The organism is Bacillus cereus group sp. MG1, from assembly GCF_040460035.1.
GTDB lineage: Bacteria > Bacillota > Bacilli > Bacillales > Bacillaceae_G > Bacillus_A > Bacillus_A cereus.
The window spans coordinates 2,015,001-2,031,940 of sequence record NZ_JARVGY010000001.1; the positions used below are offsets into that span (position 1 = coordinate 2,015,001).

Sequence of the window (16,940 nt, forward strand, 5' to 3'; positions counted from 1 at the left end):
AATTTACACGAGAGTGAAAATTCTAAATTTTATGTTATATTATTAGTATAGGAGCGTGGTGAGAATGAGCATTAAGTATTCAAACAAAATCAATAAAATCCGGACCTTTGCATTAAGTTTAGTATTTATCGGCCTCTTCATTGCATACTTAGGTGTCTTTTTCCGCGAAAACATTATTATTATGACAACGTTTATGATGGTTGGCTTTTTAGCTGTTATCGCTAGCACTGTCGTTTACTTTTGGATTGGTATGTTATCTACTAAGACTATCCAAATTATTTGCCCAAGCTGTGATAAGCCAACCAAAATGCTCGGCCGTGTCGATGCATGTATGCACTGCAATCAACCTTTAACACTAGATCGAGATCTAGAAGGAAAAGAATTTGATGAAAAGTATAATAAGAAGAGTTATAAATCATAAGTATCAAGGGAAATACGAATTTGCAACACTACAAACGTTTCAACTCATTAAAAAGTTGATTTCTTAAAAAATCAACTTTTTAATTGTTTTATTAAATTTATTACACCTATTTTTTCGAAATAACAGTAAACATCCCTGTCATATTAGGCGAATAATCTTTAAAATCATATTTTTCGTAGAATGATGTTTTACCTTGCGACGCAAACAAACCAATGAATGCTTTATCTGGAGCATTCTGATTTAAGTATTCTACTAAAGTATTCATTATTTTCTTTCCAATACCATTCTTTTGATACTCTGGATGAACCACTATATCTTGAATATAGAAATAGATAGCCCCATCACCAACAATTCTCCCCATGCCGATGATTTGATTATTATCCTTGACTGTTATACAGTAAATCGAATTTTGAAGTGATATTTCCGCCACCTCAAAGTTCATATAGTTAGTCCATCCCACAGAATCACATAAATATTTATATTCTTCCAATGTAGGAATGTTATTTTTAATCTCATATTTCTTCAAAATGTCCCCTCCCAGAATTCATTTCCACCAATACAAAGTAAATTCGACAAACTTTTATCTAACCCTCCTTACTAACTTAGCACTGTAAATCCCGATTAACCTCACGCTAATCCTTATATAATAAAGAAAGAGGCTGACGTATAGCCGTCAGCCTCTTTCTTTATTATATATTACGCCTTATGACACTCTGGACAAACGCCATAAATTTCTAAGCGATGACTATTGATAACGAAGCCTGTCGTTTTCGCAGCTTCCTCTTCCAGCTTTTCCAAGCCTCCATAAGGAAAATCAACAATCTTACCACATTTTTCGCAAATCACATGATAATGTTGACTTGTAACATAATCAAATCTACTTGAAGCGTCTCCATAAGTTAATTCCTTTACAAGTCCAACCTCTTTAAACACACGTAAGTTATTATAGACAGTTGCAACACTCATATTTGGAAACTTACCTTCTAATGCTTTATAAATATCATCCGCTGTTGGGTGCGTCATTGATTCCACAAGGTACTCTAAAATAGCATGACGCTGTGGAGTAATGCGTACACCCGTATTTTTCAGCATTTCTAGCGCTTCTTTTAATTCTTCTTTGACCACCGTCATGCACCCCGATTCTATACGGATTATTATTTTATAATTCTTATAAAGAGTGTACTCCTTTTCTTATAAATCGTCAATATTTCTACTATAAGTATGTAGTTTATTTTTATATTCAGGACTTGTTTTTATGTATCTTTCCCTTTTTTCTTCATATATTCCATAGAAAAAAGTGCGACATAATCGCACTTGGAATACTATCATCTGAGGAGGTATGCCCTACACTTCCACTTTATGTAAGGCAGTAAAATATGTATAGACATTTGCCTTGTTTCTGCATATTTTATCCCCAATGTAGATTTATTTTATATAAGAAAGAACATCCTCAATATGTCCTTTCACTTTCACTTTACGCCACTCTTTTACAAGTTCACCGTCTTTATTAATAAGGAATGTAGAACGCTCGATTCCCATATACTCTTTCCCAAAGTTCTTTTTTAACTTCCAAACATCGTATAACTCTGCTACTTTATGATCTTCATCTACTAAAAGTGTAAATGGCAATTCATGTTTCTCAATGAATTTCAAATGTCTATTCGCTGAATCAGGACTTACTCCAAGAATAACCGTATCCTTCTCTTGAAATACTCCATACGCATCACGAAAATCACATGCTTCAGTTGTACATCCTGGCGTCATATCTTTGGGATAAAAATAGAGAACTACATTTTTACCGCGGAAATCAGCTAGGCGAACTTCTTCTCCATTACTTCCCTCTAATGTGAATTCTGGTGCCATTTCTCCTACTGTAATCATAGTTATCACTCCTACTCTTTTCCTTTACTATAACAAATGCTTCCTTATTTTTCATTGTCTATTACAGACCTCATCACAAAAGCAAAAGGGAGTGTATATCCAATTAGCGCTTCTGCGATTGCAATCCATCGCCCAATTCCAATCGGAGATATGTCACCATATCCAACAGACAATAAAGTAACTGCGCTAAAATATAAACAAACTTCGACGAGTTGAAAAGAATGAGCGTTCAAACTTTCTCCGTCCTCTTTCAAAACTGCGAAACCCATTTCCTCTAATACAACGTAACTTAATCCAAATGCGATTAGTACTGTTGTATAGATTAAAAATAATGTGGCCAAATTATAGAGCGAAAAAAAACGCGTTGAATCCGAATAGGAACTCCATAATAATTGGACACTTTTCAAAATAGCGATTGCTGCAATTAATAGAATAAATCCCCATAACATGTCCTCCACCTCATTTTATATGTATGAGGTGGAGAACTGATTTATCCCTTAGAAACGAACAAGCTTCTATAATTAATTACCCGCGCCTCGATACCTTTTTACCCCTTGGTTCCAGAGGGTGATTGCAATCGTAAAACAGATAATACCAACAATTGGCGTCGCAAATGCATAACTATTCCATTCTGTTTTTCTTAAAAAGTATGCTGCTGGATATACTCCAACAAACGCAAACGGTAAAACGAACGTTAAAATGAAACGAATTACACGATTATAAATATTAACAGGATAGCGCCCGTAATTACCTATGTTATACATAAGAGGCATAATTGAACTTTTCGCATCCGACCAAAAACCAAGGCTCGCCAACGTAACAAATATCCCTCCATATACAAGTGCTCCTCCTCCTACCATCAATATAAATAAGAAGAAATCATACCAGTAAAAAGATAATTGTAACTCCACAGCTGCATATCCCATTACAACAATCCCTGTAATAGCTCCAATTAAAGATTCAAGTTCCATTCTTTCTAATATAATTTGAAATAGGCTATGGATCGGTCGCGTTAATACACGATCCATCTCCCCTTTAATAATGTATCGATCATTAAAATCCCATATATTAAAGAAAGCTGAAAAGATGGCAAATGGTACTAAAAAGAAACCATAAATAAAGATTACCTCTTCTCGACTCCATCCCTTCAATGCTTGTGTATGCCCAAATACAACGAGAATAAATATTAAATTAACTGCTTGAAGCGATAAATCAGAAAGTAAACCAACGATAAAATCGCCTCGATACTCCAATTTCGTTTTTATATATTGACTTGCATATTGTAAAAATAAGTTTATATATAGCATCTCATCATCCCCCTTGTACAATTAGACGTTTTCTCGCCGTTCTCCACATGAGTACAATTGGAATAATAAGTACAATCGCCCAAATCACTTGAAATACTAAAGCCTCATACAACTTACTCCCCTGTATACCTTCAGAAAAAATCATACTTGGAATATAACTAATAGCCTGAAACGGTAAAAACATCATTGCTTTTTGGGCCCATAACGGATAAAAACTAATTGGTAATAATAGACCTGAAAATAAATCAATAACAACGCGTTTTGCATACATAATTCCACTATTATTAAATAGGAAAAACGTAAGCATTCCCGTCATTAAATTAATTTGTGTATTAATAATAAAGCTAAATATTAAAGATAAGAAGAAATATAACCAAGTTTGAAAATTCGTTGTAATTTGCAACGAAAATAATAACGTAACGATAACCATGCCTGGAATGGAAAAGAAGGCAAAACGGAATATTCCCTCGCCAAGACCTTGCATAACTTTCATTCCCAAATAGTTATACGGACGAATTAATTCTACAGCCACACGTCCTTCTTGAATCTCCATCGCAATTTCCCTATCTATATTATTAAAATAGAAGGCACGTGCCATCCACGCGATTGCGATATACGTGGTCATTTGCGAAATAGATAAACTTTCAATATTCTCTTTTCCGCTATAAATTGCTTGCCATAAAAAATAGTAAGCACCGATATTAATCGTATAAATTAAAATCCCGCTATAGTAATTTGTACGATACGCAAGCATCATTAAAAAGCGAATTCGAATCATTTCAATATACTTACCCATGCGTAATACCTTCTTCATAAATGTTACGAATAATTTCCTCTGTAGACACTTCGTTAATTTTTAAATCTTTAATTTGAAATGCTTGTACTACTTTAGAAATAAGCATTGAAATAATAACTTCTTCATTCGGAATTTTTGCAACCCATGCATTTTCCTCTTTCGCTTTCGACCAAACGACATGATTATCTGGCATAACCATTGATAAAGCCTGATAGGAAACTGGTGCAACAAACTGAAAGTGAATTTCCTTCTCTGCTCCCCACTGCGTACGAAGATTACTTAAAGAACCGTCATACATAATATTCCCTTCATCCAGCATGATAACGCGCTCACATAAAGCTTCAATATCAGTAATATCGTGTGTTGTTAATAAAATTGTTGTTTTATAACGTTCATTCATTTCTTTTAAAAATTCACGTATTTTCAATTTCACAAGTACATCTAACCCAATTGTTGGCTCATCTAAAAATAATAACGGTGGATTATGAATTAAGGCTGCCGCTAATTCACAACGCATTCTTTGACCAAGAGATAATTTTCGAACTGGTTTATCTAATAAAGGCCCTATATCTAACGTTTCAATTACGTGCTCCATATGCTCCTTATACTGAGCGTCTGATACACCGTACACTTTCTTTAATAAACGAAACGATTCTTGTACTGCAATATCCCACCAAAGTTGCGAACGCTGTCCAAAAACAACACCAATTGTTCTTACAAATTCTTCTCTTTGTTTATGTGGGTTCATTCCATTTACTGTGATTTGCCCTGATGTCGGAGTTAAAATCCCCGTAAGCATTTTAATTGTTGTTGATTTACCAGCACCGTTCTCACCGATATAACCAACCATTTCACCTTGCTTTACAGTAAAAGATACATCATTTACTGCTGGTACTATTTTATAATTACGATTTAATAAATCGCGAAATGCACCCTTTAAGCCCGGACGACTTGAATAGGCTGTAAACTCTTTACGTAACCCTTGTACCTCAATTACCGATTTCATAATCGGACCCCCCTCCTAAATGTCACAACGAATAGTTTACCCAACTGCCTTCGCTATCACAAACAATACGTCTTTTCGAAAAACATGTTAGAATAATACATAGATTTTTGTAAGGAGATGAATTGTAGTGAAATTCACAAAGTCAGAAGCATTACATAAAGAAGCTTTAGAGCATATCGTTGGCGGTGTTAATAGTCCTTCTCGTTCTTTTAAAGCAGTTGGCGGCGGCGCTCCTGTTGCTATGGAACGTGGGAAAGGCGCTTATTTCTGGGATGTAGACGGAAATAAATATATCGATTATTTAGCAGCATACGGTCCTATTATTACTGGACATGCTCATCCGCATATAACAAAAGCAATTACAACAGCTGCTGAAAATGGGGTACTTTATGGAACACCAACAGCGCTAGAGGTAAAATTCGCAAAAATGTTAAAAGAAGCAATGCCTGCATTAGATAAAGTCCGTTTCGTAAACTCTGGTACAGAAGCAGTGATGACAACGATTCGTGTTGCTCGTGCTTATACAGGTCGCACAAAAATCATGAAATTCGCTGGTTGTTACCACGGTCATTCTGATTTAGTACTTGTGGCAGCTGGATCTGGTCCTTCTACTTTAGGAACTCCTGACTCAGCTGGCGTACCACAAAGTATTGCACAAGAAGTTATTACTGTTCCATTTAATAATGTAGAAACTTTAAAAGAGGCTTTAGATAAATGGGGTCATGAAGTAGCAGCTATCCTTGTAGAACCGATCGTTGGAAACTTCGGTATTGTAGAGCCTAAACCAGGATTCCTTGAAAAAGTGAATGAACTTGTTCACGAAGCTGGCGCATTAGTAATTTATGATGAAGTTATTACTGCTTTCCGCTTTATGTACGGTGGTGCTCAAGACTTACTTGGTGTGACACCTGACTTAACAGCGCTTGGTAAAGTTATTGGCGGCGGCTTACCAATCGGTGCTTACGGTGGTAAGAAAGAAATTATGGAACAAGTTGCTCCGCTTGGACCTGCATACCAAGCTGGTACAATGGCAGGAAACCCTGCTTCTATGGCATCAGGTATCGCTTGTCTAGAAGTGCTTCAACAAGAAGGGCTTTATGAGAAATTAGATGAACTTGGTGCAATGCTTGAAAAAGGAATTTTAGAACAAGCAGCGAAACATAATATCGACATTACATTAAACCGTCTAAAAGGGGCTTTAACTGTATACTTCACAACAAATACAATTGAAGATTACGATGCCGCACAAGATACAGACGGTGAAATGTTCGGTAAATTCTTCAAGCTTATGCTTCAAGAAGGAATTAACTTAGCACCTTCTAAATACGAGGCATGGTTCTTAACTACAGAACATACAAAAGAAGATATTGAATATACAATCGAAGCTGTCGGCAGAGCATTTGCTGCCCTAGCAGACAATAAATAATCCCGTCATTAAAAGGAAAAAAGAAAGCTCACCTTTCTTTTTTCCTCAGAGTGTTGGGAAACCCTTTAGGGGTTCCCAACACTCTGTAATCATTTTGATTTTAGCGAATAAAAACAACATAAAATAATAGAGTTTCAAAAAAATAGCCCTCCACCAGACCTTTTTTGGTCAGATGGAGGGCTATTTTTTTCATGTTTTGACAAGCTGCGGTGAGATAAGCCTGCATTTGGACAGACTTCAGCCCTCGAAATCGAGCATATCGATAGCCATGTAGTTCTTTGGCGTCTGCAAAGCTTCGCTCTATAGTTGAACAGCGTACTTTGTACAACTTTTTCCCTGTAACTGTTAGTTTGTTTTTTCTAGCGATATCCTTATATTTCTCCCATATATGATGAGTGATAACTTTTTGTTTTTGTTTCTTTGAAAAACATACCTCACGTAGCGGACAAACAGCGCAGTCTTCTGGCTTCGATTTATATTGACGATATCCTTCACGATCCGTTGTCGCATACTCTAAAATACACCCCATCGGACAAGCGAATGCATTCATTTCTTCTACATATTTAAATTGGCTTTTTGGTACTTCTTTATTTCTTTTTCCAAATCGGCGATACCCCATCACCATAAATATATTTCTCTCCGATAATTTCTTACAGATATAGCTCGTAAAATAGCCTGCATCAAGAGCTACAGCTTCTACTTTGAACCCGAATTTATCAATTTGAGCTTGGAGGCGTGCTAAATATGGCTCGGAATCTGCCATATTTCCAGCCGTTACATAGGTATCTGTAATAATATTGTACTTCGCATCAGTCGTACGATGGTCTAAGAAATGAAAACCGTTCGGTTTTCCATCTCTCATTAAAAATCCACTATCTGGATCCGTTGTACTTATACGAGTTTTTTTGGTAGGGGTATCACTTTCCTCTCTAGGTTTTAATTCTTTTTTCCATGTACCTTACGATCTTCGATTACCGCAGCTTCTAGCTCATCTATATAAAACTTTGCTTTTTCTTTTTTATATTTATGTACAAATTTATTTTTATTGGCATTGGCCTTAATGTGCGTAGAATCTGTCATTAGCGCACGTCCTCCCACCATCCGGTGCTCTGTCGCTTGCCTCACGATCTCATCAAAAATTTCTTCGAAAATATTTGTATGAATAAAGCGGGTACGGCGATTCCAACTGATTGTAGAATGATCTGGAATAGTATCTGATAGAGAAAATCCTAAAAACCAACGGTAGGCGATATTCGTTTTAATCTCTTTTTCCAATTGACGCTCCGAACGAATACCGTAAAAATATCCAATAAACATCATTTTAAATAAAACGATAGGATGGATTGACGGACGTCCATTGTTTTCACAGTAATAAGGGCGTAATTTCTCTTCAATAAAATCAAAACTAATTGTCGCTTCAATCGCACGAAGGAAATGATCTTGTGGAACCAACTCTTCTACAGAAACAGATACACGTTCATCACGATGATTTTTTAAAGCACCCATCATAAAAACTCTCTCCTTTTCCTCTTTTTTATCAGTGTTGACACATAAAAAGAGGTTCAGACACAAAAACAGGCTGTGGAGAAGACTTTCTCCACAGCCTGAGGAAAAAAGAAAGCTCACCTTTCTTTTTTCCTTTTTTCTATTTCATAAATTCCGTATTAATAGTATAATTATTCATAATTATCTGTTTTATACTCTTTTACAGCATTACTATCTCTGTGTACAAGGTGATTCGCACCTTAAATAGTAAGATTATTCTAACTTTTACAAGAGGGGGGATTGACGGATGCTCAATAAAAAAAATACATGGACACCGTCTTTATTTCGAGATTATAGAAATGCAGAACATGATGCGTGTGGAATCGTTTCCGTTATGGAGAAACGAAAAATTGCTACAAAAGAAAACATTGACCTTTGCATACAATCACTCGTCAAAATGAATCATAGAGCTGGTTTCATTAATGGTGAGGGCGATGGCATCGGCATTCACATTGATATACCAAAAACGCTTTGGAATGAAAAACTAAAAAGTAGCGGATATAATCCAACGATTGTGGATCATCCCCACTTTATCGTTGGACATTTTTTTCTAAATAAAAAAGAAGACATTACTGCCTTAAAAGATTATATTCGTACGCAATTAAACAACAAAAACTTTACTATCATTTTCGAAAGTGATGATGTAACAAACTCAGATGCACTCGGTCCACTTGGTAAACAAGAAGAACCTTTATTTTGGCAAGTTGCCCTTATCGCAGAAAACGAAATTACAAATATTGAGCAAACATTATTTTCTGTCACAATAAAAATAGAGGAAAACGAAGCAATTCATGTTGCTTCATTAAGTCGTAATCATGTTGTATATAAAGTTCTAGGTGCTGGTGATACGCTTGTTGCCTACTATAATGATTTACAACATCCGCTTATCGCTTCAACTATGACATTAGGACATAACCGCTACTCTACTAATACATTATCTAATTTTTTTCGTGTACAACCATTTAGCATTCTCGGACATAATGGTGAAATTAACACAATTGCGAAATTACGCGATCAAGCTGAAATGATTGATGTACCACTTACTGCAGGAGGCAGTGACTCTCAAGATTTAAACCGCACCTTAGAAACCCTACTTGTTCAATACAACTACAGCTTATTTGAAGCAATGGAAATTCTATTCCCACCAATTATTAATGAAATTAAACTTTATGAAACACCTTTACAAGATTTATATACGTATATACGTGAAGCGTGGGGACATTTTGCCCAAGGACCAGCTGGCATCATTTCCCGTTTTAAAGATGAAGCTGTTTTCAGCGTTGATTCCCTTGGATTACGCCCAGTATGGAAAGTAGAGACAGAGAGCTCTTATATTTTCTCTTCTGAACCTGGAGTTGTATCACCAACTAAATATGTAGCAGAACCAAAACCACTCGCTCCTGGAGAAAAAGTCGGATTAAAATGGAATGAACAAGATGAACTTGTTCTTTATGAATATGACAAATATCAAATCCAAGTATATAACCGTTTTAAAAAGCGAATTGATACTACCAATTACCATTTAAATTTATCTATCCCTGAAACGAAAAAAATCCAAGGGCTATGTGATTCTGTTCAAGTTGAAACGAAACAATACGTCGCTTTCGGATGGGACCGAGAACATATTCAACTCCTTGAACAGATGGCAACAAAAGGCGTTGAGCCAATACGCTCACTTGGGCATGACTCACCACTTGCCGCACTTGATACTGATAGACGAAATATCGCTGACTTCATTAAAGAAAGTGTAGCTGTTGTTACAAACCCTGCAATTGACCGTGACCGTGAAATTGAACACTTCTCTACACGTACTGTACTTGGAGAGCGTCCAAGTTTATTAAGCGGCGCAAAACGGCCATTTCTAGTTGAAATGCTTTCACCAATTATTTTAGAAGGCAGCGTGGCACAACCTATTGCAGAGGAATTACACACAATTACGTACGAACAACTCATAGAGCTATTTAAAACTCATAACTCTATCGCCACAATCTCTGCTACATTCAGCTCGTCAGAAACTCTACAATGTGCATTAAGCCGCATTAATTCTGAAGCGATAGCTGCTGTTAACAATGGTGCTTCCCTACTAGTATTAGATGACGTAAAAGCCCATCTAAATGAAAGATTGTGGATTGATCCACATTTAGTTACTGCTAAAGTACATCAAGCATTAAGTGAAAATAAATTACGCCGCAATTGTTCTCTCGTTATACGTTCTGGTGCCCTTCGCTCCTTACATGACATTGTCACGCTATATGGATTAGGAGCAGATAGTATTAATCCATATTTATTATTCGCGACTGTAAATGATGGAACAAAAACACCAATTACGAATCTGTATAATGCACTTAATAAAGGATTAGAAAAAGTCATTTCAACAATTGGAATTCATGAGTTACGTGGTTACGGACGTCTCTATTCATCTATTGGGTTACATGAAGAAATCGCAAATATATTACAGATTACAAATTTCTTCGGTTCAAATGATTTAGCTTTTTCACTTGAATCACTTGCTGAAGATGCAAAAATGCGAGCGGATGATTATAACAATCCTAAAATTAGAATGCGAAAATCATTTCATATATTCCCGCGAATTTGGAAAGCAATCGGCGATGTTGCAAAAGGAAATTCTTATGATGATTACCGTGACAAGTTAAGTGAACTAGAAGAGAATAATCCCATCGCAATCAGACACCTTGTTCAAACGAAACAAACAAAACATGTCGTTCCAACTGAAGAAGTATCTATCGGCATTAAAAATCATGATTTTCCATTTATTATTAGTTCTATGTCATTTGGTTCTCAAAACGAAATTGCCTTTCGCGCATATGCAGAAGCGGCCGATCAGCTAAATATGATTAGCTTGAACGGTGAAGGCGGCGAAATTAAAGATATGATTGGAAAATATCCACATACACGTGGACAACAAGTGGCATCTGGGCGATTTGGAGTAAATGCCGAACTACTAAACTCATCGAACTTAATTGAAATCAAAATCGGTCAAGGCGCAAAGCCTGGGGAAGGTGGGCATTTACCTGGTTCAAAAGTAACAGCCAAAATCGCTGAAGCACGTAATGCGACAATTGGCTCAGATTTAATTTCACCTTCTAATAACCATGATATTTATTCAATTGAAGATTTAGCTCAAATGATTACGGAAATTAAAACAGCTAATCAACTTGCCAAAGTAGCCGTGAAAGTCCCTGTCGTTCCTAATATCGGAACAATTGCTGTCGGTATCGCCAAAGCTGGTGCTGATTTTATTAACATTAGCGGATTCGATGGCGGAACAGGTGCTGCACGTATTCACGCCTTGCAACATGTAGGTCTTCCTGTAGAAATTGGTGTTAAAGCCGCTCACAACGCTTTATTAGAAGCGAGCATGAGACATAAAGTAGAGATTTGGGCAGATGGTGGTATTCGAAGTGTAAATGATGCCTTGAAAATCATGCTTCTCGGAGCAAACCGTATTGGATTTGGCACACTATCAATGATTGCAATCGGCTGCACTACTTGCCGTGGGTGTCATCTAGATACTTGCCATGTCGGAATTGCAACACAAATCGAGTCTGAAGCACAAGCAAAGGAACATGGGTTACGCCGCTTCGTCCCACGCGAATTAGAAAGCGCAGTTACTGGCCTGCTAAATTTATTCACCTCTTTCGGTATAGAACTAAAACGATTAACAGGACAGCTTGGGTATACAAATTCACAAGCAATTGTTGGGCGTTCTGATTTATTAGAGCAAGTTCGAGGCGAAAATTTATTAAACTTACGTAATTTATTACAAATAATAGAACATCCATCTGTTACAACAACAGATGGTGTACCAGAAAAACAATTTAAGACAGTTCATTCCGCTGACTCAAAAGAATTAGTAGGCGTTGGTGTAGAGCAACGCGTTATGGGTGGTCTAGAATCATGTTATCGCGTTCGCAGTAAACTATATGAAGCTACTCAACTTGAACCACTTACATTAAAGTATACGAATGGTTCTATTCCCGGAAATGGGTTAGGCGCTTACAATAGTGAAAATTTATTTATACACGTAAATGGCGGCGCACAAGATGGCATTGGTAAAACTTCCTTTGGTGGTGGGATTTATATAACGAAATCAAAAGGAAAAGACGGAGTATATTATAACGGTTCTGTCGGAAAAGGATTTGGATATGGTGCACAAAAAGGGGCACTATACGTGCAAGGGAACGCTGATGCTCGCGCTGGCATTCGCCTTTCTGGGGCAGACATGATAATTGGAGGTAGAATAACAAAACCACTCCGTGAAAAAGAGCAAGGAAATATAGGGTCATACTCCAATATTAAAGGTTTTGCTTTTGAATATATGACAAATGGGCGAGCGCTTGTTTTAGGTGACCCTGGTCCATGGATTTGCGCTGGCATGACTGGCGGTGTTGTTTATTTGCGTCATGATTCAAACTTAGGCCTAACAGAACAGGCCTTAAAAAGAAGAATTGCAAAAGGCGCAAATGTTACATTACAACCAATTAGTAAAAATGGTTTGAAAGATGTAACTGAATTATTGCTAGACTATATTCGTGTACTAAACGAACATGAGCAATATGAGGAAGTTGCTTTATTAACAGCATTATTAGATGATATACAGAACCAGTTTTTTGAGATTATCCCGAAAAAAGAACAGGCAGACCCATCTATCTCAACAGAGTAAAATGAGTAATTTTCATTATTAAGAAAAAATTGACGAAGTACGCTTCTCATAGTAATCTATAGTAACAATTTGAGACCTGCTGAAATTCAGCAGGTTTTTTTACTAAAAACTGATGTTTAAAAGGAATTAGGAAAAATTATAAAGTGAAACTTTAATTAGCCTACACCAATCGAGCGTTTACCGGCATCTAGCTTCTAATTTTTGAGGCAGGAATCTTACTACTCACAATTAGCGGGATAAAATGAACACTAATTTCTTTTAACGTCACTAAAATATCACTTGCTAACATATTGTAATGAATGTATAGTATCATGTTGTACATTCATTATGACAAGAGAAAGGATCTTATTAAGGGTATGAAACTTGGTGCTCGCATTTTAAAAACGGGTATTGCCATCACGTTAGCTTTATTTGCTTGTATTTTACTTCAATTACCGAGTCCGGTATTTGCGGGAATTTCAGCTATCTTTGCTGTTCAACCGTCTGTATACCGTTCTTATTTAACAGCACTTGAACAAATTCAAGCAAATGTAATTGGTGCGATATTTGCTATCGCATTTGCTACTGCTTTTGGACATAATCCTTTTATTATTGGATTAACATGTATATTAGTAATTGCTCTTACATTACAATTACGATTAGAAAACACAATATCAATTGCTTTAGTAACAGTTATCGCCATTATGGAGTATCAAGGCGAAGATTTCTTTAGTTTTGCCTTACTTCGATTTGCGACGATTATGATTGGTATTATTGCGGCTTCACTTGTAAATTTAGTATTTATGCCGCCAAAATATGAAACAAAACTTTATCATCGTATCGTTGATAATACAGAAGAAATTGTAAAATGGATTCGAATGAATAGCAGGCAGGCTTCTGATTTTACAACGCTAAAAACTGATATTGATCGTATGAAAGAAAAAATGATTAAACTAAATCATTACTATTTGCTGTATAAAGAAGAAAGAAGCTATACGAAAAAAGTAAAGTTCGCAAAAATTCGTAAGCTCGTTTTATTCAGACAAATGTTAGCGACAACAAGCCGTGCTTTAAGTACGTTAAAATCATTACACCGTACTGAAAATGAACTGCGCTATATGCCGGAAGAATTTCAGGAATCTATCCAAAATGAACTTGACTCATTAACGCATTATCATGAACAAGTTTTATTAAAATTTATTGGTAAAGCAAAAAAACAACAATCAGTTGAAATGCTTGATGAAGTTGAAACAGGTAAACAAGAATTAATTGATATCTTTATGGAATATCAAAATAAGGACGATGAAGAAGCATATAAAACATGGTTACATCTCTTCCCTCTTATTTCTTCCATCATTAACTATAGCGAAGAAGTAGAGCATTTAGATTTGCTTGTAGATAGCTTCTACACATATCATAAACCAGAAAAAGAACTCCAAATCGATGATAAAAAAGAAGACGAATAAAAAACAGCTCCTTTTATGGTAAAGGAGCTGTTTCTGTTATATGTTGAAGTTGATATAAATTGTAATAAAATCCTCTTTTTCGCATTAACTCTTCATGAGAACCAGTCTCTTTAATCTCACCGTCTTCAATGTAAATAATCGTATCAACATGCGTAATCGTCGCTAATCGATGTGCGATTATAATCGTTGTCCGGTCAGCAGCTAACGTCTGAAGCGCCTCTTGAATATACCTTTCATTTTCTAAATCTAATGCTGAAGTTGCTTCATCTAATATAAGTACCGACGGATTCTTTAGAAACACTCGTGCAATTGCCACGCGTTGTCTTTGCCCGCCTGATAGCTTCACACCACGTTCTCCAACGACAGTATTATAACCATCTGGTAAGTCTATAATAAAATCATGAATTTGCGCAGCTTTGGCAGCTGCAATCACTTCTTTCTCTGTAGCTTTCGGATTTCCATATAAAATATTAGCTCCAATTGTATCGCTAAACAATAAATTATCCTGCAGTACAATTCCAATATGACTACGCAAATTTCTCATATTGTACTTTCTTACATCTATGCCATCTACATAAACCGCGCCTTCAGAAACATCATAGAAACGCGGGATCAAACTAGCAAGAGATGACTTTCCTCCCCCACTCGCTCCTACAAGCGCTACTTTCTCTCCAGGCTGCATAGTTAATGACAAGTTGTGTAATATCTCTTTTTCATCTGCATTATAACGAAAAGAAACATTGTCAAATACAATTTCTCCATTTAATTTTTTCGTTTGTACCGCATTTGGTACATTAACAATATCGTATTTTTCATCTAACAGTTCAAACACACGGTCCATCGATGCAAAAGATTGTGTTAATGTTGTAGATGAATTAACAAGGCGGCGAAGCGGACTATATAAACTATCCATATATCCAACAAAAGCTACCATCGTTCCTAGCGTTAACTGCCCTTGAATTACTTCATATGCTGCAAAACCAATCACAAGTAACGGACCTAAATCGGTTAACGTATTTACTGCCGAAAATGTTCTTGCCGTCCAACTTGTATGGGTTAATGCTTTCGTTAAAAATTCATTATTTCTTTTTTCAAACTGCTTCCCCTCATACTCTTCTAACGCAAAGCTACGTGTCACTTGCATTCCTTGAATACGTTCATGCAAATACCCTTGCATCGTCGCTAACGCTTGTGAACGCTCTTTCGTCAATTTCCGAAGACGTCCGAAAAAATATTTCACTGCAATTACATAAATAGGTAAAATCAATAACGCAACAAATGTTAATTTTATATTCATAGAAAACATAACAATGATAGCAATAGCAATTGTTGCAGTATCTAACCAGACGTTCATCAAACCAGTAATTACAAAATCCTTCGTTTGTTCTACATCATGGATGACACGCGAAATAATCTCCCCTGTTTTTGTATTGGAGTAATAACGTAAACTTAACTTTTGTAAGTGACCGAAAATATGCTTCCGCAAATCATACAGTATTGTATTTGCGATATGTTGGGCGAAATATTGACGATAATATTCAATCGGTGGTCTTAATACCGCAAAAATAAAAAAAGCAATTCCAATCGCTGTTATTAATTGAGATGTTTTATCTTGAAGTGAGCCCGCGCCTTGAATTACATCATCGATAATATACTTTAATAACCACGGCATAATAAGTGGGATACCGAACTTAACTAGTCCAATAATAATTGTAATAGCAATAAGCCATCGATATGGTTTAACAAATTGTAAATATCTTTTTATGCCTTGCACATAATCCCCCCTCTAATAGGACAAACCTGCCGGGAAGCCCCCTGCAGGTTTGTTTTAATTTCTGTACATTAAATATCGTTCATACCACATATCTACGAAGTCTGGTGCAAATGGACCTTTTCTTTGATGAATCCACTGTGTTAAATGTGCTACATTTCGTTTTAAAATTGTATCAATAACAGGTGGATACTGCATAATTTGACTATGTTTTTCATACTCATCTTCATCTAGAAGCGTATATGTCATATCTGGATATACTTTAATATCTAAATCATAATCAATATACTTTAATGCTTCAGGATCATACGCAAAAGGTGAGCTTAAATTACAATAATAATATACGCCATCTTCCCTAAGCATCCCAATCACATTAAACCAATAGTTGGCATGAAAATAACAAATTGCTGGTTCACGAGTAATCCATGTTCGGCCATCCGATTCTGTAACTACTGTACGATCATTCGCTCCGATTACAAGACTCTGTGTCCCTTTTAAAATTGTTGTTTCTTCCCACATTCTATGAATGGAGCCATTATGTTTATAACTATGTATTTGTACTTTTTCTCCTTCTTTGGGAAATCCCATATATGCTCCCTTCTTTCAACTGCAAATGCCCTTTGAAAGGCATTCACTTTTTTTCTATTATAACTTTTTT

14 protein-coding genes are annotated in these 16,940 nt (G+C 36.1%); 4 read left to right on the top strand and 10 right to left on the bottom strand.

The window, feature by feature from the left end; genetic code table 11:
- Positions 1–64 precede the first annotated feature (64 nt).
- On the top strand, positions 65–421 hold the full coding sequence (locus tag QCI79_RS10455; RefSeq protein WP_000025058.1) for a YgzB family protein: 357 nt from the start codon (positions 65–67) through the stop codon (positions 419–421).
- Positions 422–527: 106 nt separating this feature from the next.
- On the opposite strand, the gene QCI79_RS10460 is transcribed toward QCI79_RS10455, so the two are convergent.
- From QCI79_RS10460 to QCI79_RS10490, 7 genes are all read right to left on the bottom strand, one after another.
- Entirely contained in the window at positions 528–947 is a 420-nt protein-coding gene (locus tag QCI79_RS10460) for a GNAT family N-acetyltransferase (RefSeq protein ID WP_000759738.1), read from the bottom strand.
- Between the two features lie 170 nt (positions 948–1,117).
- Complete coding sequence (gene perR / locus QCI79_RS10465) at positions 1,118–1,546, bottom strand: peroxide-responsive transcriptional repressor PerR (RefSeq protein WP_000237829.1); 429 nt, start codon at positions 1,544–1,546, stop codon at positions 1,118–1,120.
- 300 nt (positions 1,547–1,846) lie between these two features.
- Positions 1,847–2,302, bottom strand: a complete 456-nt coding sequence (gene bcp, locus QCI79_RS10470) for a thioredoxin-dependent thiol peroxidase (RefSeq protein WP_000633710.1) — start codon at positions 2,300–2,302, stop codon at positions 1,847–1,849.
- A gap of 44 nt (positions 2,303–2,346) precedes the next feature.
- Entirely contained in the window at positions 2,347–2,751 is a 405-nt protein-coding gene (locus QCI79_RS10475; RefSeq protein WP_000964343.1) for a potassium channel family protein, read from the bottom strand.
- 72 nt (positions 2,752–2,823) lie between these two features.
- Positions 2,824–3,609, bottom strand: a complete 786-nt coding sequence (locus QCI79_RS10480) for an ABC transporter permease (protein WP_000965772.1) — start codon at positions 3,607–3,609, stop codon at positions 2,824–2,826.
- A gap of 4 nt (positions 3,610–3,613) precedes the next feature.
- Positions 3,614–4,405 (bottom strand): ABC transporter permease, encoded by a 792-nt coding sequence (locus tag QCI79_RS10485; protein ID WP_000521519.1) that lies wholly within the window; start codon positions 4,403–4,405, stop codon positions 3,614–3,616.
- Positions 4,398–5,411, bottom strand: coding sequence for an ABC transporter ATP-binding protein (locus tag QCI79_RS10490; protein WP_000843658.1), 1,014 nt, complete (start codon positions 5,409–5,411; stop codon positions 4,398–4,400). Before QCI79_RS10490 ends, QCI79_RS10485 begins: the two co-directional genes overlap by 8 nt.
- 127 nt (positions 5,412–5,538) lie before the next feature.
- Between QCI79_RS10490 and hemL the strand changes: the two genes are divergently transcribed.
- Positions 5,539–6,837 carry a glutamate-1-semialdehyde-2,1-aminomutase gene (gene hemL, locus QCI79_RS10495; protein WP_000673239.1) on the top strand — a complete coding sequence of 433 codons (1,299 nt, stop codon included), beginning with the start codon at positions 5,539–5,541 and terminating at the stop codon, positions 6,835–6,837.
- Positions 6,838–6,937: 100 nt separating this feature from the next.
- Here the strand turns inward: hemL and QCI79_RS10500 are convergent.
- Positions 6,938–8,346, bottom strand: a protein-coding gene (locus tag QCI79_RS10500; RefSeq protein WP_097914644.1) for an IS1182 family transposase whose coding sequence is annotated in 2 segments (ribosomal slippage) — positions 6,938–7,785 and positions 7,785–8,346 — 1,410 coding nt in all. Because the reading frame shifts where the segments join, the coding sequence is not laid out codon by codon here.
- 283 nt (positions 8,347–8,629) lie between these two features.
- Between QCI79_RS10500 and QCI79_RS10505 the strand changes: the two genes are divergently transcribed.
- Positions 8,630–13,066 carry a glutamate synthase-related protein gene (locus QCI79_RS10505; protein WP_021728439.1) on the top strand — a complete coding sequence of 1,479 codons (4,437 nt, stop codon included), beginning with the start codon at positions 8,630–8,632 and terminating at the stop codon, positions 13,064–13,066.
- A gap of 356 nt (positions 13,067–13,422) precedes the next feature.
- Positions 13,423–14,511, top strand: a complete 1,089-nt coding sequence (locus tag QCI79_RS10510) for an aromatic acid exporter family protein (protein ID WP_000765787.1) — start codon at positions 13,423–13,425, stop codon at positions 14,509–14,511.
- A gap of 13 nt (positions 14,512–14,524) precedes the next feature.
- Here the strand turns inward: QCI79_RS10510 and QCI79_RS10515 are convergent, their stop codons facing one another.
- Entirely contained in the window at positions 14,525–16,285 is a 1,761-nt protein-coding gene (locus QCI79_RS10515; protein ID WP_001161589.1) for an ABC transporter ATP-binding protein, read from the bottom strand.
- Between the two features lie 54 nt (positions 16,286–16,339).
- On the bottom strand, positions 16,340–16,870 hold the full coding sequence (gene ntdP, locus QCI79_RS10520; protein WP_000506624.1) for a nucleoside tri-diphosphate phosphatase: 531 nt from the start codon (positions 16,868–16,870) through the stop codon (positions 16,340–16,342).
- Positions 16,871–16,940: the final 70 nt, after the last annotated feature.